18 protein-coding genes are annotated in these 21,364 nt (G+C 59.1%); 10 read left to right on the forward strand and 8 right to left on the reverse strand.

Features of this window, described 5'->3' with window-relative positions; all coding sequences use genetic code 11:
• Window positions 1-17: 17 nt before the first annotated feature.
• The 4 genes from RBB49_RS05065 to RBB49_RS05080 are packed head-to-tail and all read right to left on the reverse strand — an operon-like array spanning window position 18 to window position 5,958.
• Window positions 18-977, reverse strand: coding sequence for a glycine betaine ABC transporter substrate-binding protein (locus tag RBB49_RS05065; protein ID WP_306141603.1), 960 nt, complete (start codon window positions 975-977; stop codon window positions 18-20).
• A 50-nt stretch (window positions 978-1,027) separates the two neighbouring features.
• The gene (locus RBB49_RS05070; protein ID WP_306141604.1) at window positions 1,028-2,572 is read right to left on the reverse strand and encodes a proline/glycine betaine ABC transporter permease; all 1,545 of its coding nucleotides are present in this window, start codon (window positions 2,570-2,572) and stop codon (window positions 1,028-1,030) included.
• A gap of 6 nt (window positions 2,573-2,578) precedes the next feature.
• Entirely contained in the window at window positions 2,579-3,640 is a 1,062-nt protein-coding gene (locus tag RBB49_RS05075) for a glycine betaine/L-proline ABC transporter ATP-binding protein (RefSeq protein WP_306141605.1), read from the reverse strand.
• On the reverse strand, window positions 3,637-5,958 hold the full coding sequence (locus RBB49_RS05080; RefSeq protein WP_306141606.1) for a DUF1989 domain-containing protein: 2,322 nt from the start codon (window positions 5,956-5,958) through the stop codon (window positions 3,637-3,639). Before RBB49_RS05080 ends, RBB49_RS05075 begins: the two co-directional genes overlap by 4 nt.
• Window positions 5,959-6,142: 184 nt before the next feature.
• On the opposite strand from RBB49_RS05080, the gene RBB49_RS05085 reads away from it, so the two are divergent.
• From RBB49_RS05085 to RBB49_RS05115, 7 genes are all read left to right on the forward strand, one after another.
• Window positions 6,143-7,141 (forward strand): LacI family DNA-binding transcriptional regulator, encoded by a 999-nt coding sequence (locus RBB49_RS05085; protein ID WP_306141607.1) that lies wholly within the window; start codon window positions 6,143-6,145, stop codon window positions 7,139-7,141.
• Window positions 7,142-7,234: 93 nt separating this feature from the next.
• Window positions 7,235-7,777: an arsinothricin resistance N-acetyltransferase ArsN1 family B gene (locus RBB49_RS05090; RefSeq protein WP_306141608.1), complete on the forward strand. Its 543-nt coding sequence runs from the start codon at window positions 7,235-7,237 to the stop codon at window positions 7,775-7,777.
• A gap of 513 nt (window positions 7,778-8,290) precedes the next feature.
• Window positions 8,291-9,877 (forward strand): ABC transporter substrate-binding protein, encoded by a 1,587-nt coding sequence (locus tag RBB49_RS05095; protein ID WP_306141609.1) that lies wholly within the window; start codon window positions 8,291-8,293, stop codon window positions 9,875-9,877.
• 245 nt (window positions 9,878-10,122) lie between these two features.
• Entirely contained in the window at window positions 10,123-11,094 is a 972-nt protein-coding gene (locus RBB49_RS05100; protein ID WP_306141610.1) for an ABC transporter permease, read from the forward strand.
• A gap of 13 nt (window positions 11,095-11,107) precedes the next feature.
• A complete protein-coding gene (locus RBB49_RS05105) occupies window positions 11,108-12,082 on the forward strand; it encodes an ABC transporter permease (RefSeq protein WP_306141611.1) in 975 nt (324 codons plus the stop codon).
• 4 nt (window positions 12,083-12,086) lie between these two features.
• The gene (locus RBB49_RS05110; RefSeq protein WP_306141612.1) at window positions 12,087-13,097 is read left to right on the forward strand and encodes an ABC transporter ATP-binding protein; all 1,011 of its coding nucleotides are present in this window, start codon (window positions 12,087-12,089) and stop codon (window positions 13,095-13,097) included.
• A complete protein-coding gene (locus tag RBB49_RS05115; protein ID WP_306141613.1) occupies window positions 13,094-14,089 on the forward strand; it encodes an ABC transporter ATP-binding protein in 996 nt (331 codons plus the stop codon). The genes RBB49_RS05110 and RBB49_RS05115 overlap by 4 nt, the downstream gene beginning before the upstream one ends.
• A gap of 333 nt (window positions 14,090-14,422) precedes the next feature.
• Here the strand turns inward: RBB49_RS05115 and RBB49_RS05120 are convergent, their stop codons facing one another.
• The 4 genes from RBB49_RS05120 to RBB49_RS05135 all read right to left on the reverse strand — a co-directional run bounded on the left by RBB49_RS05120 (window position 14,423) and on the right by RBB49_RS05135 (window position 18,254).
• Window positions 14,423-15,703 (reverse strand): TRAP transporter large permease, encoded by a 1,281-nt coding sequence (locus RBB49_RS05120; protein ID WP_306141614.1) that lies wholly within the window; start codon window positions 15,701-15,703, stop codon window positions 14,423-14,425.
• Between the two features lies 1 nt (window position 15,704).
• Window positions 15,705-16,235, reverse strand: a complete 531-nt coding sequence (locus RBB49_RS05125) for a TRAP transporter small permease (RefSeq protein ID WP_306141615.1) — start codon at window positions 16,233-16,235, stop codon at window positions 15,705-15,707.
• Between the two features lie 58 nt (window positions 16,236-16,293).
• A complete protein-coding gene (locus RBB49_RS05130; protein WP_306141616.1) occupies window positions 16,294-17,292 on the reverse strand; it encodes a TRAP transporter substrate-binding protein in 999 nt (332 codons plus the stop codon).
• Window positions 17,293-17,507: 215 nt separating this feature from the next.
• Window positions 17,508-18,254 (reverse strand): SDR family NAD(P)-dependent oxidoreductase, encoded by a 747-nt coding sequence (locus RBB49_RS05135; RefSeq protein WP_306141617.1) that lies wholly within the window; start codon window positions 18,252-18,254, stop codon window positions 17,508-17,510.
• Window positions 18,255-19,003: 749 nt separating this feature from the next.
• Between RBB49_RS05135 and RBB49_RS05140 the strand changes: the two genes are divergently transcribed.
• From RBB49_RS05140 to RBB49_RS05150, 3 genes are all read left to right on the forward strand, one after another.
• Complete coding sequence (locus RBB49_RS05140; protein WP_306141618.1) at window positions 19,004-19,720, forward strand: ribonuclease activity regulator RraA; 717 nt, start codon at window positions 19,004-19,006, stop codon at window positions 19,718-19,720.
• Window positions 19,696-20,430, forward strand: a complete 735-nt coding sequence (locus tag RBB49_RS05145; protein WP_306141619.1) for a FadR/GntR family transcriptional regulator — start codon at window positions 19,696-19,698, stop codon at window positions 20,428-20,430. Before RBB49_RS05140 ends, RBB49_RS05145 begins: the two co-directional genes overlap by 25 nt.
• A 141-nt stretch (window positions 20,431-20,571) precedes the next feature.
• Window positions 20,572-21,354, forward strand: coding sequence for a DUF3750 domain-containing protein (locus RBB49_RS05150; protein WP_306141620.1), 783 nt, complete (start codon window positions 20,572-20,574; stop codon window positions 21,352-21,354).
• Window positions 21,355-21,364 lie beyond the last annotated feature (10 nt).

Here is a 21,364-nt window from a genome sequence, read left to right on the forward strand (position 1 = left end):
GTCATGTCAAAGCCGGGTCACTCGATCCAGGAGTTGACGACATCCATGTTGTTGGCGACCCAGTCCTCGGCAACGTCGCGCGGGTCCATCTTGTCGCGGCCGATCTTCAGGATCCACTCATTGACCACGGCTGGATCAAGCGCCATCTGGCTCAGGAACTTGGCAACCGGCGGATTGCGCGTTTCCAGCGACTTGGAATAGGCCACGTAGATGCTTGCATCCTCACTGGCGCAGGCAAAGGACGAGGCTTCAAGCCAGTCTTCCTTGTCCAGATTGACATTCTCGCAGCCTTCCGTGCGCGCCGGCTCGTCAAGCGGCGTGATGTCATAGGCGGCGTGGACCCATTCCGGCGTCCAGTAGTAGAACAGGATCGGCTGTTCGCGCTGCATCGCGGTTTTCAGCTGTGCCTTGAAAGTCGCGTCCGGAAGGATTTCCGGCTCCCAGAGTTCATCGAGACCGTAGCTCTTGAACTTGACCTGCCACATCCGTGTCGATTTCCAGCCCGCATCACCGGACCAGTATTCGCCCTTGCCATTGCCGTCCTTGTCGAACATGGCCGCGATTTCAGGATCCTTGAGATCTTCAACCGAGCTTACCTTGTCCGCCATGAAGGATGGAACATACATTTTCTGGGTGCCCTTATAGGGCTCGTTGTGACCGACCGTCTTGGCACCGTCGATGTATTTGTCCCAGATGGCTGCGCGGTTCGGCATCCACAGATCCGTATAGACATCCGCTGACCCGTCGCCCTTGTCCATGCCGGCGGCGATGATCGAACCGTCGGAAAGTCCCTCGACGATGACGGCCTCAGAGTCGAGCGGGCCATTGATGACGGCCTGAATGACATGGCCGATGGCTTTTGCGCCGGTCCAGGTCAGGTCGCCGATTTTCACAGTCGCATCATCGGCGGCCAGTGCGGAGTTTGCGGCGACAAGGGAGAACGCCGTTCCAAACAGAAGATTTCTAGCAAGTTTCATGTTGGTCCCCTTCAAGAAGGTTACAGGGCCCGTGGCCCCGGCTTTTGCTCTTATTGGCGATTTGCATTCGCCTTTTGCACCACCCGGTCGATCATCATGGCCAACAGGGCAATTCCTACGCCGGCGAGAACGCCGCGTCCGGTTTCGGTATTTTCAAGCGCCTCGGTCACCACGTAGCCCATGCCGCCCGCGCCGATGAGCGCGGCGATAACGACCATCGAGAGGCTCATCATCACGACCTGGTTGATCCCGGCCATGATGGACGGAAGCGCGAGCGGCAGCTCCACTTTCAAAAGCAGCTGGCGCGGATTGGCGCCGAATGCGAGCGCGGCCTCCCGGGTGTTCTCCGCCACCTGCCGCAGCCCGAGCGCCGTCAGCCGCACCATTGGCGGCATGGCAAAGATCACGGTTGCCAGGATCGCGGGCGGCTTGCCGATCGAGAAAAACGCGATCGCGGGAAGCAGGTAGACGAAGGACGGGATCGTCTGCATGACATCCAGGATCGGCGTGATGATGGTCTGTCCCCGGCTCGATTTGCCGACCCAGATCCCGAGCGGCAATCCGACCACGACGCAGATGATCGACGCCGCCACCACCAGGGACAATGTGTCCATGGCCGTTTGCCAGAACCCGAACAGCGCCAGATAGATCAGCGAAGCGCCGACAAAGATGGCCGTTCGTGTCCCCGCCATCTTGAAGGCGACAAAGAGAAGGACACACATCGTGACCGGCCAGGGCGTGCCAACGAAAACGGACGTGATCGCACTCAGCATTCCACGCAGGAACCGCGTTATGCCGTCGAAAAACGCGCCGTAGAACACGGTCAGGTATCCGATCCCGTCATCTATGGTCTGCGCCGTGTAGGTGTTGAGATTGACCGGAGGCGCGTCCTCGGCTGGCGGCGTGCGCAACACGATCCGGTTGCCGTTGTCGTCGCGCGGGTAGGAAATCTCGTCGGGCCGCTGGATCCAGAAAAGTGTCGGGAATTCACCGATGATCATGCAATCGAATTTCGCTTTGAATGCGACGTCCTCACCTTGCGCGATGGCACGGTCCTGGCGGATGCAGGCGCGCTCATCCGGGGCGAACTGCGTGCTCCGGTAAAGCATGATCGGAAGCACGAGCACCGAAATCAGAAGCGCGATCAAAAGGCGGGACGGCACGAAATTGCTGTTGACCACATGCGATATGCGCCATCGTTCGTATTGCTTGGCATAGAACCGGTCCGCCAGCCAGGCAAACAGCAGCCGCCCGAGTATGAAAACGATGATCGCCCCGATCAGATGGGTCTGGGACCAGCCTTCATATCGCTCGACGAGATAGGCCTTGTCCGCGTTGTCGGCCGCCGCCTGTGTGTATTTGTAAACCAGCGCAAGATTGATCAGCGCGACGAGATCGACGACAAAGCCAATCGTGAACAACAGCCAGTTGCCGCGCAGCGCTGCCCACACGAAACTGCCCAGGAGTGCTGCGCGGTTGAAGTGAAACCTCGGCAGTTTCGCCTTCTGGATCTTCAGGAAAGTATCTGCGTAATAGTCACCGCTCGGGCCGGCGAACTCGATGATCGGCTTACGGAAATCTGTTTCATCGGTCATGTCGTGTCAGACCTCCCCCTGCATGCCGCGCAGCAAGTCGTCCTTGGTGACGACACCCACCGGTTTGTCTTCGCTCATGATGACGATCGGATTATCCTGGCCAACCGACCGTGCAATGAGGACGTCGAGATCATCGTCAGGCGTCGCCTGCGGACAGGCATCGAGACCGGGCAGCGACGGGCCGCTTGCCTCGTATTGGGCAACCGGGCGCATGACCGTGTGCGCGAAAATGAGTTTCAGCTTCGAAATTCCGGCCACAAAATCGGCGACATAGTCATCGGCGGGCTTGGTAACGATTTCCTCGGGCGTCCCGGTCTGGACGATTTCGCCATCCTTCATGATTGCGATCCGGTTTCCCATCCTGATTGCCTCGTCCAGATCGTGGGTGATGAAGAGCGTGGTCTTCTTCATCGTCCTGGACAGGTCCAGAAACTCGTCCTGAAGTCCGCGGCGGATGAGAGGATCAAGCGCGGAAAACGGTTCGTCCATCAGAAGGATATCCGGATCGGCCGCCATCGCTCGAGCCAGCCCGACGCGCTGCTGCATGCCGCCGGACAATTCGCTCGGCATCCTGTCGCCATAGCCTTGGAGGCTGACCAGCTCGATCACCCTGTCCGCGACCTGCCTGCGCGTGAAAGCGTCGACATTCCTGAGTTCAAGGGCAAAGGCAATGTTGTCGCGCACCGACCGGTGCGGCAGCAGCGCCATGTTCTGGAACACCATGCCGATCTTGTCCGCGCGCATGATACGCAGTTCTTCCGCATTGAGATCGCCGACATTGACCCCGTTGATCAGAATATCGCCGCCCGTGGGTTCGATCAGCCGGTTAATGTGGCGCACCAGCGTCGACTTTCCCGACCCGGAAAGCCCCATGATGCAGAAGATCTCGCCCTCGCCCACCGAAATGGACACGTCCCTGACGCCGACGACCGCCTGATATCGCTCCAGCACCTCGGCCTTTGACAGGTTTTCGCGCCTGACGGCTTCCATCGCCTCCTGGGCGCGCGGGCCGAAGATTTTCCAGACATTCTGCGTGACGACCACGCCTTCTTTTGCTGACTTGCTCACGCGCGCGCCTTTTCACGTTTCGGATCGAGGAACGGCAGGTCAACGACGGTGCAAGGCAACCGCTTCATGTGCCCGTCCAGTTTGCCTGCTTCGAGAAGGTCGCCGGTTCCGGCGTTTTCAACGGCGATGCGCGCCATGGCGATCGCATGGCCCAGTTCCGGCGAATAGGTTCCGCTTGTAACAACGCCGACCTGTTCCCGGCCGGCAAAGAGCCCGTCGCCGTGGTGCGGCGCTTCACTTCCCTGGAACGTCAACCCGACCAGCTTGCGGCGCGGAGCTGCTGCATTGCGCTCAAGTGCGGTGCGGCCGATGAAATCCTTCTTCTTGAAATCGACGGCGAAGCCGAGGCCGGATTCAAACGCGTCGCTGTCCGGTCCGAACTCTGCTCCGGCAACCATAAGACCGGCCTCGATCCGCAGCATGGCCAGCGCTTCGGCGCCCATCGGCACGAGGCCGTGCGGAGCACCTGCCTGCACCACGAGGTCCCAGACCGTCAGGGCATCGTTCTGGTCGCAAAAGATTTCGTAACCAAGCTCTCCGGTGAAACCGGACCGGCTCACCATCACCGACGGACCATTTGCCTCGCCAAGACGTCCGATGGTGAAACCGAACCACTTCAGCGCCTCAAGCGCCGGACGTGTGGCTTGCGTCACCACCAGATCGCGCAGGATGTTCCGGGACTTCGGCCCCTGGATTGCAAGGTTGACCAGTCTGTTGCCCGGCGACAGCACCCTTGCGTTGAGCGACAGCGCTTCTGCCTGCTCGCGCAGATGCAGGGCCGAATTCTCGGACCCGCAGCACCACCGGAATGCCGTCTGCTCGATCCGGAACAGTGTCCCGTCGTCCAGAACACTGCCGCGTTCGTCGCAGACAAGAGCATAGAAGCCGCGATGCAGGGACAGCCTTGACACGTCGCGGGTCAGGCAGGCCTGCAGCAAAGCCTCCGCATCCGGACCGACAATGTCGAACTTGTAAAGGCCCGACATGTCCTGAAGTGACGCAGCGTTCTTGCAGGCCCAGTACTCTTCGACCGCACCGGTGCCGTCGAAACGCGCGGGCACCCAAAGGTCCCGTGACGCGACAAAGCGGCTGGTCAGTGCCGATGTGCGCGGATGAAAGGCGGATTGGCGGGTGAGTTTCCCGCTGTCCTCGGGCTGCGAGCGCCACGATACCGAGTGTGAAATCGAGGTATCCTCCTCGTAAATCCTGACGTGAACATCCGTCGGGTTCCAGCCGTTGATCGGATCGATATCATCCGGACAGGCGGTTGAAACGCAGACAAGATCCGTCAAAGCCTGCATCGCCACGTAGTCGCCCGGCCGCGACCAGGCCTCGTCACTGACGAGACCGTGCTCCGACCAGTTGATCCAGGAGTTGAAGAAAAAGTTGATCGCCGGCCAGGCTGCACGCTTGCCGATCCCGAAGGGGGAGAAGGCAGCGCTGATATTGTCAGAACAGTTCAGGTGCCCGGGAAACCCGCGCTCTTCATAACCGTTGGCCGTGCAGGCAAGCGCGAATGTGTCGTGCCTGCCGACGGTGTCCTGGCGCACAGACAACAGCGGATTGATGTCCTGGTCGTAGAATTTGTCGAAAAGGCCAGGCAGCGGATAGGCGCTGTGTGTCTTCGTGCGCGACACGGTTGAATCGATGTAACGCTCGCGCCCGGCCTCAAGGTTTCTGCTGCACATGGCCATGAAGTCGGAACACTGCTGGCCCTCGACATCGATAATCTGGATGAACTGGCCCTTCTTGACCTCATAGGCCTTCGCGGTTCCCCTCCCGACGCGCCACTCGTCACGAACCTTGCCGAGCGGCGATGGCAGCCAGCTGTCCCGCGAACGACCTTCCGGCGGTTTGACCCTGACCGTGAAACTGGAACCGCCGCCACCGGCGACATAGTCACAATCCATGGGCGCAATGACGTAGAGGTTCGTATCCTCCAGCGCTCTGGTGACAAACTGGTCGCCGGGCAACGAGTTGCCGTCGAAAATCGAATGGTATCTGGCAAGGTCGAGACTGCTGCCCCGCGCGGCGGCGAGCGTCTCCAGCATGTCACGGTCGAACAAACCCGGATATTCCCGGGCGCTGTCAGGCTCGGGCACATCGAGGGGCCGTGTGGTGAAGTGCCTGTCTTCGGCACCGCGCGCCGTCAGCAGAAGCCGTCCGCCGCCGTCCACGTTGGTCACCGAGATCAGGGCGCCTGCCGGAACATCGACGGTCCCGACACCACCCCAGTCAACCTGAAGCTGGAAAAACACCGGCTCTTTCAGGCCCCGGTAAACCTGACGGATCGCGCTGTAGTCGGTCTCGGCTCTCATTCCCTGCGACCTGCTCCCTCGAAGTCGACCGGTAGTGGCTAAAGCGATGTAACCGGTTTCATTGCAGCCAATCAAAAAGAGGCTTTCGCCCCTGCAGATCTCAATGAAACCGGTTACATCAAACAACTTGAAACGAGTTATTGTCAAGGCTAACTTTTCATCACGTGACGGGGTGGAACTGCGCTTGGAAAAAAGAATCGGCAAGATACGGGATGTTGCGCGGGAAACGGGGCTTTCGATCGCCACCATTTCCAGGGTGATGAACGGATCTGCGAAGGTCACCGAGGAAACCCGCCAACGCGTTGAGGCTGCGTGCAAAAAACTGAACTACTTTCCGAATGCAGCGGCCCGCTCGCTTTCGACGAACAAGACCAAAACGATCGCCACCATCATTCCGAACATCGAATATTCGATTTACGCAAAGTTCATATCGGCGATCGAACAGACACTGTCGGAAAGGCAGTATTCGCTTGTTCTTGCGATTTCCAACGGTGACGAGGAGATGGAAGTCAAGGAGGCCCGCAAGCTCCTCGGGATGGGATCCGAAGCGTTCATTCTAAGCGGCGCGCAGCATAGCCAGGAGCTTTACGAGCTGCTTGAGGGCAGAAACATCCCATACGTGTTCACGTCCATTTGGGACCCTGCGCTTTCCACACCCATGATCGGCTACGACAATGCCGGGCTCGCCCGCGCGGCGTTGACCTATCTGAAGTCGAAGGGACACTCGAAGATTGCCGTCGTCCACGGCCCCGCAGGGTCGAGCGACAGGATCTCGGCACGCGTGGCAGGCGCACGCAAGGCCTGCGACGACACGATGACCGTCTCCTTCATGGAGACCAGCCTCGACGCCTCCGGTGGCAAACAGGCCGTTCAGAAACTTCTGGAACAGGACACGGACGTCACCGCGATCCTGTGCCTGAGTGACGTGTTGGCACTCGGTGCCTATTTCGGTCTTGCCGCCGCGGGCCTTTCCATCCCCGGGGACATATCGGTGATGGGCTTCGACAATCTGGACTGGTCGACCGAAATCGTGCCTCCGCTGACGACCACAAATCTGCCTGCCCGGAAAATGGGACGCTCGGTTGCGCTCCAGCTCATGGATCTGCTGGATACGAACACGGGGCTTCAATCGACCCTGCTCGACGGGCAGATCATAGAAAGGGGTTCCGTTCTGGAGGTGTGATGCATAAAGTCTGGTTGCATTCATCCACGCAGCCGGCACATTAATCCGCACACGTATCTGAAACGCCCTCCGGAATTTCGAGACTTTCCTGAAATGAGTATTCGCACCGCAACTCCAGCCGACGGCGAAACCCTCGCTGAAATCTATGCGCCCTATGTCAGGGATACCTTCATTTCCTTCGAGACGGATTGCCCGACGGCTGAGGAAATGGCCCGCCGGACTGCGACAACTTTGGAGGCATTCCCGTGGCTGGTTTTTGAGGAAGACGGGGAGATTCTCGGATATGCCTATGCCGGGAAACACCGGCAGCGCGCGGCCTATCAATGGTCCTGTGACGTGACCATTTACCTGGCTCCGCGCGCGCAGCGCCGTGGCATCGGGCGCCGTCTTTACAAGGCTCTGTTCGACATCCTCGTTCGGCAGGGATTTACCGCCGCCTATGCCGGCATAACACTCCCGAACGAAGCCAGCGTCGGCATTCATGAAGCCATGGGTTTCCGTCCGGTCGGCGTCTATCGCGGCGTCGGTTTCAAGAACGGTCGGTGGTGCGACGTCGGCTGGTGGCATCTCGTCCTGCAGGAACCGGCAACCCCGCCTGAGGATCCGATCCCGTTTCCCGACCTCGGCAGCATCTGACGTAAACATGTCTGTGATGATTGCGACCGCACATCGAGTGACCCGGGAGCCCGTCTTCAATCGGATACAGTCAGGACAACTCCGTTGGCCACTAACTTCCTAAAGTAAAAGCAAAATCACCAGTTTTTTTCTGAAAACCCGCTGGCCGGAAAGGCGCGATTGCGCGCAATTTCGGATACATTTCGAGACATCGGGAATTGCCGTTCAACCGTTGAACGCCGTTGTGAACGCGAAGTCACCTGAAACCCAAACCGATCGACCGCAGATCAATCCGCGCCAAGGCACCTGTTTTCCTGCCGTTACGACACCTTTCCGCAACCGCAGAGCGTTTTCCAGATACCCCTTGACTCCGTTAGGCCGGAGCGGTCTGTTACCGGTCAGGATAGCGCAGCTTGGGTTGCATTCTGCTTCACTCCAGCAGGTGCGGCTGCGCAAACGTCCTTAAGAGCTAGCTGGGGATCGCAATAAGATCGCGCCGGACAACCGGCCCCGGTTCAAACAAAGGGGAACATTATGACAAAAACATTCTTGAAGCTGACCGCTGCAAGCCTGGCGCTTTGCGCCGGCCTCAGCGCTGCAAATGCAGAAACACTTCGCTGGGCGCGCGCAGGCGACTCGCTGACGCTTGATCCGCATGCCCAGAACGAAGGTCCGACCCACGCCCTTGCGCACCAGATGTACGAGCCGCTCCTGCAACGGGACATGGAAGCAAAGATCATCCCGGCACTCGCGACCAGCTGGGAACCGACCGAAGACCCGAACGTCTGGGAATTCAAGCTGCGCGAAGGCGTCAAGTTCCATGGCGGTCAGGACTTCACCGCCGATGATGTCGTCTTCTCGCTCAAGCGTGCGATGATGCCGACATCCGCGATGAAAGAGCTGCTGGCGTCCGTCAAAGACGTGCGCAAGGTTGACGACCTCACGGTTCAGATCGAGACCACTGGTCCGAACCCGCTGCTGCCGAACAACCTGACCAACCTCTTCATCATGGATGCGGACTGGACGCTCGAAAACGGTTGCGAAGCACCGCAGGATATTGCCAATGGCGGCGACAATCCGTGTGTGCGCTCCGTCAACGGCACGGGAGCGTTCGTTCTGGACAGCCGCAAGCAGGACTCCAAGACGGTCCTGAAACAGAACGAAAACTACTGGGGCAAGGGTGAATTCCCGATGGAAGTCACCGAAATCATCTACACGCCTATCCAGGAAGGCGCGACCCGCGTCGCCGCACTCCTGTCCGGTGAGGTTGATCTCATTCAGGACGTCCCTGTGCAGGACCTGGCCCGCGTTGGTGAAACCGATGGCCTCAAGCTGAACACGGCGCCGCAGAACCGGACGATCTTCTTCGGCATGAATCTCGGCGCCGATGACCTGACAAGCGACACCGTCGACGGTAAGAACCCGCTCGCCGACAAGCGTGTCCGCGAGGCGATGAACATTGCCATCAACCGCGACGCCATCAAGAAGGTCGTGATGCGCGAACAGTCCGCACCGACCGGCGTGATCATGCCTCCGTTCGTTAACGGCTGGACCGAGGCGCTCGACGCCTATCCGGAATACGACGTCGCCAAGGCAAAGGCCCTTATGGAAGAAGCCGGCTACGGCGATGGTTTCGGGCTGACGCTGAATTGCCCGAACGACCGCTACATCAATGATGAGGCGATCTGTCAGGCCGCCGTCGGCATGCTCGGCCAGATCGGTATCAAGGTGAACCTTGACGCCAAGCCGAAAGCGCAGCACTTCCCGCTGATCACGAACAGGGAAACCGACTTCTACATGCTCGGCTGGGGTGTTCCGACCTTTGACTCGGAGTACATCTTCAACTTCCTGGTCCACACGACCGACGACAAGTACGGTTCGTGGAACGGAACCGGTTTCTCCAATGCCGACATCGATGCCAAGATCAAAAGCCTGGCCTCGGAAACGGATGCGGAAGTACGCAACGCCACGATCGGCGAAATCTGGGATACGGCGAAGGCGGAAACCCTCTACCTGCCCATCCATAACCAGGTTCTGAACTGGGGCATGAAGGACAACGTTGACTTCCCGGTGCAGCCGGAAGACCAGCCGCACTTCAAGTTCCTGACCTTCAAGAAGTAAGTCTTGAACACAGGCCACCGTGCCTGCTGCCTTGGCAGCGGGCACGGTGGCTGTTTTGATTAAAACTGCGCGGGCTCCGGTACAAGGGCGCATGCCGGCCAGATGATCCGCGACGAGGGGCAGTGCCGCTGCTTGAGGCAGAAAGTGCAAGAACCGCAGGGTTCTCCGGACGGAGCGAGAACCGTCAGGACAGGACCTGAAGGCTGAAGCCGCGGACGCACCGGGTTGTGATTGGCGTTTAGAAAATGCTTGCTTTCATCATACGACGCCTGGGACAGGCCTTGCTTGTCCTGATGGCAGTTGGTTTCATTTCTTTCGCCATGTTCAAGTTCATGGGCGACCCGGTCGAGAACATGCTGGGGCAGGAAGCGACCCTGGCCGACAAGGCCGAACTGGAAGAGCGGCTCGGCTTGAACGATCCGATAATCGTCCAGTATTTCCGTTTTTTGGAGCGTGCGCTTTCCGGAGACTTCGGCGTGTCTTACCGCGCGGGACTTCCGGTTGGAGAGCTCATCCTCGACCGGCTGCCGGCAACGCTTGAACTTGCGCTCCTGTCCGGCGTGATCGCCATATCCCTCGGATTTGTGCTGGGTGTCTACACGGCGATCCGGCGGGACGGAATTGCGGCCCATTTCATCATGACGGCGTCCCTTGTCGGCGTGTCCCTGCCGACATTCCTGATCGGCGTTTTCCTGATCTGGCTGTTTGCGGTCAATCTCGGCTGGCTTCCCGCATTCGGGCGCGGCGAAACACGAAGTCTGTTTGGCGTTGATTTGGCCATCCTGACCTGGAACGGCTTCAAGTCGATGATCCTGCCCGCAGTCACGCTCGGGCTTTACCAGATGACCTTGATCATGCGTCTCGTGCGATCGGAAATGCTCGAGGTCTTGAGAACGGACTATATCCGCTTTGCCCGGGCCCGCGGGCTCAGCCAGAAAACAGTCAATTTCGGCCACGCCATGAAGAACACGCTCGTTCCCGTCATCACGGTGACCGGCCTGCAATTCGGATCGATCGTCGCCTTCGCGATCATCACCGAAAGCGTGTTCCAGTGGCCCGGTGTCGGGCTCCTGTTCATCAACGCCGTAAGCTTCGTCGACATTCCGGTCATGTCGGCCTACCTGCTTCTCGTCGCCGTGATCTTCGTGACCATCAACCTGATCGTCGATCTGCTCTACTTCACGATCGATCCGCGCCTGAGCGTGAGCAAGAACTGAGGACAAGACGCTCATGGACATTCAGACCCCAAAAGGAGCCTCGGCTCGGCCCGAATTCAAGGAAGCGGTGACCACATCCACGTGGCAGCGCTGGATGAACTCCGACATTTGGCATTCCTACAAATCCTCACCGGTCATCATCATCTCGTCGCTGACCTTCTTGCTGCTCGTGCTGGGTGCGGTGCTTTCCCCGCTGATCTCGCCCTATACGCCCTTCGACCCGGCCAGTCTCAACCTGATGAACGGTTTCACCAAGCCGATGTCGGCGAACGAGTTCACCGGCGACTATTTTCTCCTGGGCACCGACGACCAGGGCCGTGACGTATTGTCGACCATCCTGTTCGGCCTGCGCATTTCCCTGTTCGTCGGGGTTGTCGCCGTCCTTTTCGCGATGACCCTCGGCGTGGTTCTCGGTCTCCTGTCGGGCTATGCCGGCGGTTGGCTGGACGGCATCATCATGCGCATTGCCGACATCCAGATGACGTTCCCGTCCATCATGGTCGCCATGCTGCTCTACGGGATCGGCAAGGGCCTGATCCCCCCGGATCTCAGAGACGAGATGGCGATCTGGGTGCTTATCATCTCCATCGGGCTGTCTGAATGGGTCCAGTTTGCACGGACCGTGCGCGGCGCGACCATGGTCGAGCGCCAGAAGGAATATGTGCAGGCCGGCAATCTGATCGGACTAACCCGCTGGAGCATCATGCTCCGTCACATTCTGCCGAACGTGACCGGCCCGATACTCGTGATCGCCACGATCAGTCTTGCGCTTGCGATCATCGCGGAAGCGACGCTGAGTTTCCTTGGCGTGGGCGCACCCAAGACAGAACCGTCCCTCGGCACGCTGATCAATGTTGGCCGTCAGTACATCCTGTCCGGCGAATGGTGGATCCTGCTGTTTCCCTCGCTCACCCTTCTGGCACTGGCTCTGTCCGTCAACCTCTTCGGCGACTGGCTGCGTGACATCCTGAACCCAAAACTGCGATAGACCTGTGTCCGATACTCCCCTTCTCAAAGTTTCAGATCTCATTGTCGAGTTTCCGACCCGAAGCGGAATGCTCCGCCCCGTGGACCGGGTCGGGTTTGAAGTCCGCGCCGGCGAAATTCTCGGCCTTGTCGGTGAGTCCGGCGCAGGTAAATCCATGTGCGGATCGGCGATCATCGGCCTGATCGACCGCCCTGGACGCATCAGCGGCGGTGAAATCGCGCTCGACGGCGAACGCATCGACAATCTTCCCGAAGACCGCCTGCGCCGGATCCGCGGCAAACGCATCGCGATGGTGTTTCAGGATCCGCTGACAAGTCTCAACCCGCTCATGACCGTTGGACAACAGCTGATCCAGACGATCCGCACGCATCTTCCGGTGTCATCGGGCGAAGCCCGCGATCGTGCCATCGCACTGCTTGAGGAAGTTGGAATACCGGCGGCCGCGACGCGCATCGACGCCTATCCGCACCAGTTCTCCGGAGGCATGCGCCAGCGCGTCGTCATTTCCCTTGCGCTTGCAGCAGAGCCGGAACTGATCATCGCCGACGAACCGACCACCGCGCTCGATGTGTCGGTCCAGGCGCAAATCATGGCCTTGCTCAAAAAGCTCTGCCGGGAGCGCGGCACGGCCGTCATCCTGATCACTCACGACATGGGCGTCATTGCGGAATCGACGGATCGTGTCGCGGTTCTCTATGCCGGACGGATTGCCGAAATCGGCCCGACGCGCAATGTGTTGAGCACCCCGTCGCACCCCTATACCAAGGGGCTGATGGCCTCCACTCCCTCGACGACAGGCACCATGCACGCGCTCAGCCAGATCCCCGGATCGATGCCGAACCTGCGCGCGATCCCGAAGGGCTGCGCCTTCAATCCCCGGTGCGAAAAAGCCTTCTCCGTGTGCTTCAAGGACATTCCGATCCTTGAGCCGGTCGATGGCAGCGAGGTCGCCTGCTGGCTCTATGACCCGGCCGTCAATCCAGAAACAAAAGAGATTTCCGGAGTCTCCGAATGACCGGTGAAACACCCTTGATCAGCGCGCGGCAGCTTGGCGCGGTTTTTGACGTGTCCAAACCCTGGCTCAACAGGATGCTCGCGCTTGAAGCCAAGCAATATCTAACGGCTGTCGACATGGTCGACATCGACATCCCCAAAGGCAAAACCTTCGCGCTCGTGGGCGAGAGCGGGTCGGGAAAATCGACCATCGGACGCATGATCGTCGGTCTGCAGAAGCCGACAAGCGGCCAGGTCCTGATCGACGGCGAAGACTTTTTCGCCATCTCCAGCGAAAAGAAGAAAATGGCGATGCGCCGGCGCATCCAGATGATCTTCCAGAGCCCATATGCATCGCTGAACCCGCGCTGGCGCGTGCGGCATATCATCGGCGAACCGATCCGTGCCTTCGACCTGCTGCCCGCATCGGAAGTGGACGGACGTGTCGCGGAACTGCTCGATCAGGTCGGCCTCGCAAAGTCGGATGGTGAAAAGTTTCCGCACGAGTTTTCCGGCGGCCAGCGTCAGCGTATTGCGATCGCCCGCGCCCTCGCCTCCAATCCGGAATTCATTGTGTGCGACGAACCGACATCGGCACTTGATGTCTCTGTCCAGAGCCAGGTGCTGAACCTGATGAAATCCCTGCAGCGCGAACTTGGTCTCACCTACCTGTTCATCAGCCACGATCTCTCTGTCATCCGCTACATGGCGGACGAAATCGGCGTTCTTTATCTCGGGCGGCTCGTCGAGGTGGCCGACAGGGACACGCTTTTTGACAAGCCCCGTCACCCCTATACGCGCATGCTCATGGACGCGGCTCCGCATATCGACGCGTTCGGCCGCACCGCCGAGATCGTCAAGGGCGAGATCCCGGACCCGATCAACAAGCCGAGCGGCTGCAGTTTCCATCCAAGGTGCACGCTGACGGAAGAAATCTGCCGCCGGGACCGGCCGGAAGTCAGGGAATTCGGCACGGAAAAGGCAAGGGTCGCCTGCCACCTGTGCGCCGACTAGGGCTTTTCCTAACCGCTTTGGATCATTTGCCCGCGGCCTTTTTCGCGCTGGCGAGACGGTTCCCCCGCCGCGGTGTTTCCCGCCACAAGGGTCGACCAACGAGGTTGGAACGAATGAGCACCGAAGTTTCTTGCAGCTCTTCCCCTTTCTGAGACACGCTTTAAAGCGAAGCCTCGAAGGACGGGTGCAAGACAAGGACATCTGCCGAGCTGAATGACGACCAGCGCCGGAACCATCTGGTCACCGGCGCGAACACGAACGAAAGACGCGCCTCTCAGTGCCCAAAGATCAGTGATCAGGCATATGGTCAAAACGCCTGATCACTGCCCATGCCTATTCGAACAGCGAAGGCAGGAACATGGAAATTGCCGGGACATAGGTAACCAGAAGCAGCGCGGCCAGCAGGGCGAGATAGAAGGGCCAGATCGACTTGAGCGCTTCCTCTATCCTGATCTTGCCGACCGCGCACCCGACAAAGAGACAGGTTCCGACCGGCGGCGTACACAGGCCGAGACCCAGATTGACCAGGAGCATGATGCCGAACTGTACGGGGTCCATTCCGAGTTCGCGCGCGATGGGGAGAAAGATCGGCGTACAGATCAGGATCAGTGCGGCCATGTCCATAATCATGCCGAGCGCGAGCAGCATCAGATTTATCATCAGCAGGATGACGATCTTCTGTTCCGAGATGCCGAGCAGGAAATCGCTGAGTTTGGTGGGCACCTGATAGAGCGCCAGAAGATAGGCGAACGAACTGGCGAACCCGATCAGGATCATCACCATGGCCGTCGTCCGCAGGGCCGAGGTGACGGAGACAACGAACTCGTTCCAGCCGAGCGTCCGGTAGGCCACAGCTGTCAGCACCAGGGCATAGATCGCTCCGAAAGCACCGGACTCCGTCACGGTGAACACGCCTGACAGGACACCACCCACAATGATCACGGCCGTGATCAGCCCGGGGATCGCACCGACAGCCGTTTGAACGACCACGCTCCAGCCGGGAAAGGGCTCGGACCCGTAATTGTGCTTCAGGGCCACGAAATAGGCCGCAACCGCGAGGCACAGGCACATCAGAATTCCGGGAATGACGCCCGCCAGAAACAGTTTGGAAATCGAGATGCCGCCGCCGGCTGCCACCACGAAGATGATCATGTTGTGGCTGGGCGGAATGACGATCCCCGCGATGGAGGATGTCACCGTCACGTTGACTGCGTAGTCCGGCCGGTAGCCCTTTTCCTTCATCACCGGGATCAGCAGCGATCCCAGGGCGGAAATGTCGGCAATGGCCGATCCGGAGATTCCGCCAAAGAGCATGCTTGAGAAGATGTTGACCGAGGCAAGGCCGCCGCGGACGTGACCGACCAGCGAAGATGCAAAGCGCACGAGACGGACGGCAATCCCGCCATGCAGCATCAGTTCCCCGGCGAATACGAAGAAGGGAATCGCGAGAAGCGAAAATGGCGTAATGCCCGAAATTGTGCGCTGAAACGTGATCAGCAGCGGAAATCCCTCGTACCAGAAGGCAGCAGCTGCGGAGATGCCCATTGCAAAGGCGACGGGGACGCCCAGTAGAACGCTGACGCCGAAAACGCCCAGCAGAATTGCAAGACCCATCTCAGTTTACCTTTTCGTTTTCATAGATCTCGCCACGGAGGACCGAGCGCCCCCGCAAAATGAACCTTGCGCCTGCAAAGATGACCATCAGTCCGCCGCAGGCGACGGCGGAAGCGGTTCGAATGCTTTCCGGGATGTTGAGCATCGGCAGCAGCGTCGACCATCCGAACTGGAAGAGCTCAAGGCTTGCCACCAGCATGACCCCGCCGAATATTGCCAGGCAGAGATCCGTCATCAGCAGAAGCAGCTGACGCGCTTTCGGTGGCAGGGCGTCCCGCACCAGCGTGACGCCGAGATGTGACTGTTCGTGAATTCCGACGGCGGCCCCGAGAAAAGTGATGTAGCAGATCAGGACCAGAGCGAGCTGCTCGACCCATGTGGGCGTTTCGTTCAACACGTAACGCCCGAACACCAGCCAGCCGAAAGTGGCCACAAGGACCACAAGTGCGAGCGAACCCACAAGCACGCAGAGGCGCTTCAACCAGACCAGAGACAGCTCCAGCCGCGCCAGAATTGTATCGACCTGCGGCATTGTTTCCCCCCGGAAGTTTGCGGACCGCACATGGCGCGGCCCGCAGTGCACAGCATTGTCAGTTGGCGTTCTTGAAGATTTCGACGAGTTCGCTCAGCTCCGGGTTCTGCGACAGGAACTGATCGTAGACCGGGGCCATTGCTTCCTGGAAAGCGGCCTTGTCAGCGATCTCGTTCACGGTCACGCCGCCCTCGGCAACCTTGGCCATGCTGGCTGCTTCACGCTCCTGCCAGAGCTTGCGTTGCAGTTCCGTGCTGTTGCGGCCGGCTTCCTTCACGATCGCCTGCTGTTCCGGCGTGAGGCTGTCGAAGGTCTTCTTGCTCATGCACAGGCACTCGGGAATGATCAGGTGCTGCGTCAACGAGTAGTACTGCGCGACCTCGAAGTGGTTGGTGGACTCGTAGCTCGGCGGATTGTTTTCCGCCCCGTCCACGACACCGGTCTTGATCGCCTGATAGACTTCGGCAAATGCCATCGGCGTGGCGTTGCCGCCAAGCGAGTCGACCATTCCGACGAACAGGTCGTTGTTCATGACGCGGATCTTCATGCCGCCGACATCGGCAGGCTCGTTAATCGCCTTGACGGACGTGTAGAAGGAACGTGCACCGGCGTCATAGAACCCAAGCGCGACCAGCCCCTTGGCTTCCAGCCCCTTGCTCAGCGCGGCACCGGCTTCACCGTCCATCAGTTCGTACATCTGCGGGATGCTCTTGAAGATGAAGGGCAGCGAAACGACGTTTGCTTCCGGCACGACCTGCCCCATCGGCCCGAGGCTGAAGACGCCGAAATCGATGACGCCGAGGCGCGTCTGCTCGATTGCGTCAGGCTGCGAGCCCAGAACACCGCTGTGATAGACCTTGCCGGTAAGCTCGCCGCCGGTCTTCTCGCTGACTTCCTTCATGAACTCTTCCATGCCGTGCGACACGGGATAGTCTTCCACGTGGATGTTCCATCCGCGAAGGTCACGCGCTTCTGCGGTCACGGCGGTGACGGCAATGGCGGCGGCCAGAACGGAGCCGCGCATGAGACCTGCTTTGATTGACTTGAAACGGATCATTGGTACCTCCCTGTTGATCTGGCATCACGATATTTATTTTACAAATTTTTACAAGTATAAAAATCAATTAAACAAATTTTCGGATTTTCTTCTCTTAACTAGCTGTAATTAATAGGAAAAATAGAAATCGAGATTTGTAAGCCCTGCTCGAGACTCGCGGCAGCAACCCCGCCCCGGATTGTCCGGAGGCGGGGTCTGCGGGTCCAAAGACACCGTCAGGAGAACAGCAATCCGCCATTGATATCGACGCAGGCACCGGTCATGAACGCCGCCTGATCGGACGCCAGGAAGACAGCGAGATTGGCGACTTCTTCCGAGGTGCCCTCACGCTTCAACGGCGTGACACCAGCCACGTGTTTGCGGACATCCGGCTTCGTGAACACGTTGTGGAAGTCGGTGTCGATCATGCCTGGACAGAGAGAATTGACCCGAATATCGGGGGCAAGTTCCTTGGCAAGGCCACGGGTCATGGTCAGGACGGCACCTTTTGCCGCGGCATAGGCAAGCGCACCGGGTCCGCCGCCATCCCGCGCGGCCTGCGACGCCATCGTCACGATCGCCCCGCCCGGCTTCATGTGCGGCACGCAGGCCTGCACCAGCAGAAAGGCGGACGAAACGTTGAGATCAAAGACATTCTGCCAGTGCTCAGCCGTGATTTCAGGCACGGTTTTACGGGCGATCAAACCGCCTGTAATCGGCATGACAATATCTAACCCACCGAATTCATTAATGGTTTTATCAACAAGCGCCTGCACCTCAGCGGGCTTAGTCATATCGCCTTGAAGCGCAAATGCCTTCCCTCCCCGCGCGGTGATCTCGTCAACCGCGCTGTCTGCGCCACTGCCGCTGCTGTGGTAGTTGATGGCAACATTTGCGCCGGCCTCGGCAAGAGCGAGAACGCAAGCCCGTCCGATATCGCGCCCACCACCCGTGACGATTGCTGTTTTTCCGCTTAGATTCATCTTCGTTCGCTCCTGTCGCGTCATTGAATTTTATCGGTTAAAGACTGCTCGACCGCCTGCGACCTCAGTCGTTCGGGCAAGCCGCGCAGAATTGGGAAATGCGCCGGCGCGCTCAAGGAACGCGTGTGCGTTGCCGCGTGTGCCTTGTCCGCCATCCGGCAACAAACCAAGAGTGCTGCTGCAACACGGACAAGCCTCCATTTGCCGCAAGAAAACATGGCCTGTTTACAAATCAGATCAATTTTCCCTTCGAATGAAGGAAGTCCGGCCTCAGCCACACGAGTGGCCAAAAGCCGGAAAATCCCAAATCGACCGATTTTGCGTGTTTTTCGAGGCTGGCCTTGGTTTCCGTTCGTCCATTCCACGTGTACCTTGAACGCCTGAACCCACGCCTTAAACCGGGTTCCTCAACAACTGCAATCGGTATCTTAAACAACTGGAACAAATCAACACAAATTTTTACAAATAATTCGAATAAGCAAAACTTTGAGTTTGAATTCGGCTTGAAAGCCACGAAATCGCCGCCCTCAAGAGAGAGTCGATTGGACACTCGCTTGTGTTGAATTCTGCGGCCTGTTGAAAAAAAGGATATGCTTCAGTTGCTTATATGGGAGAAAGATTTGAACACCCGTTCACAGCGACAAATCGCAAAAGTATGTTTTACAAATAATTGACAAGTTTTCGTTGCGGGCTTAATCATCTCGGACAGGAACACATGCCAAAAGGCACTGGAGCGCGGGGAGAACCGGATGACGGGTCTGAACGATCAGACGAAAACGAAGTTCATGAATGTCAGCACGGCGACGCTCACCACGGTGATGTTCAAGCGGGGCCTGCGCAACATCTTTCTACAAGGCATCCATCGCCTGCGTCCGGGACCGAACATGGTCGGGATCGCTTATACGCTGCGATACATACCCGCGCGCGAAGACCTGGACCATCTGGAATCGTTCGCCGATCCGGCCAATGCGCAGCGCAAGGGAGTTGAAGAGTGTCCCGACGGGGCCGTTTTCATGATCGATTCCCGTGGCGATGCGTCCGCGGCCTCTGCCGGGTGTATTCTCGCAACCCGCCTGCAGGCGCGCGGCTGCCGGGGGATCGTCACCGACGGGGGGTTCCGGGACACGCCAGAGATCGCGCAATTGGAAATGCCCGGGTATCACGCCCGGCCGAGCGCGCCGACAAACCTGACAAAACACCACGCCGTTGCAGTGAATGATCCGATTGCGTGCGGCGGTGTATCGGTTTTCCCGGGCGACATCATTGTCGGCGACAACGAAGGTGTTGTTTGCGTGCCTCAACATATGGCAAATGAGGTAGCGGACGAGGCCACCGAAATGACAGTCTTCGAGGACTTCGTCATGGAAATGGTCAAACAGGGCGCATCGACATTCGGGCTCTATCCCCCGACCGATCCGTCCACACTGGACAGGTTTAGATCGTGGCGACAGGAAAACGGCAGATAAGGGAAAGCGCGGCGCCGGACCGGCAGGTCCGCGATCGAACGCTCTCCGACAAGGTCTATGAAAGCATTCTCGCCAAGATCATGGACGGCGACATTCCCGTTGGCGGCAAACTGCCGACCGAACAGGTTCTGTCCGACGAGTTTGGCGTTTCGCGGCCGATCCTGCGCCAGGCGCTGAAACAGTTGCGGGAAGACGACGTGGTCGTCTCGCGCCAGGGCTCCGGTTCCTACGTCAAGCGGCGGCCGGAAGGGGCCGTACTCGACTTTGCGCCGGTTGGCTCCATCGCCGACATCCAGCGCACGTTCGAATTCCGGGCCGCGGTTGAGGGCGAAGCCGCCTATCTTGCCGCCGAACGGCGGACGGATGCCGACCTCAAGGAATTGCAGGACTCTCTGACCGAGCTGGACCGCTGCATCGCGGAAGGCGAACTCGGCGTGGCAGCGGACGAAATCTTCCATGTCGCCGTCTGCAACGCCGCTGACAACAAGTACTTCGTTGCCGCACGCTCCTCCATGAAATCCAACATCCTGACCGGCATGAACCTGACCCGGAACCTGTCGCTGACAAAACCGCAGGACCGGATGAAGCTGGTCCAGTCCGAACACTACGACATCTTCAACGCGATCGAGGCGCGCGACCGGGAAGCGGCACGGCAGGCAATGCGCGATCACGTCGAAAACGCCCGCAAACGCATTTTTGAAGGTGGGTGAACGTCCCCCTTCCCCGTTGCCAAAAAGTTCACACATTCATTGTGTTACATTTCCCTGTCGTAAGGGTAGCCGAAGGAACGGTCATCCCAGTGAGGAAGAACGAAACGGTCTGCGAAGCACTTGCAACGTGAAGGGTCTGCAATGTCGAAAGCTGCAAGTCTGACGCTGCGATTTGCCAGAAGAACCCTTGTTTTCCTGTTTGCCGTATTCATCCTCCCCGCGCTGCTGCACCTTGGCGTCTGGAGCCTGAAGGACCGCCCGCAGGGCTGGCGCTACGCGAGTTGGGCAAGTGCGGGTATCCTTCCGGAAAAGCCACCGGTGAACCAGGCGGAAATCTACGTTCTGACCGCCCGCACGGGAGGCATGAAGGGCGCGTTTGCGACGCACTCCTGGCTGGTACTCAAGCCCAGGGGCGCAGAGCGGTATGACCGCTACGATGTTGTCGGATGGGGCACGCCCGTCAGGAAGAATGCCTATGACGCCGACGGGCACTGGTACTCCAACAAACCCGTCATCAACTATCGTCTGGTCGGAGCCAGAGCCGAAGAACTCCTGCCAATGGTGGAGAGCGCCATCGAAGGATATCGCTGGCGCGAGCGCGGCGACTACACGATCTGGCCGGGTCCGAATTCGAATACCTTCGTGGAGACCGTTCTGCAGCAGGTCCCTGCCCTCGCTGCGGCGACACCCAGCACTGCGGTCGGACGCGATTTTCCCGCAGACGGCAGATGGATAGGTCACCGGGATGATGGAGCCTTCTTCGCCACGGCCGGAGGCTATTTCGGATTTGTGATCGGCGGAAATGCCGGGCTGGAACTCAACTTTCTGGGGCTCGTCGCCGGGATCAATCCGGCCGCCGCACGGATCTCGATCCCTGCATTCGGCGCGCTGGACTTTACCAGTCAAACCAGGCCTTCCCTCTGAAATTCATCAG

The organism is Roseibium sp. MMSF_3412 (genome assembly GCF_030733265.1).
Taxonomy (GTDB): domain Bacteria; phylum Pseudomonadota; class Alphaproteobacteria; order Rhizobiales; family Stappiaceae; genus Roseibium.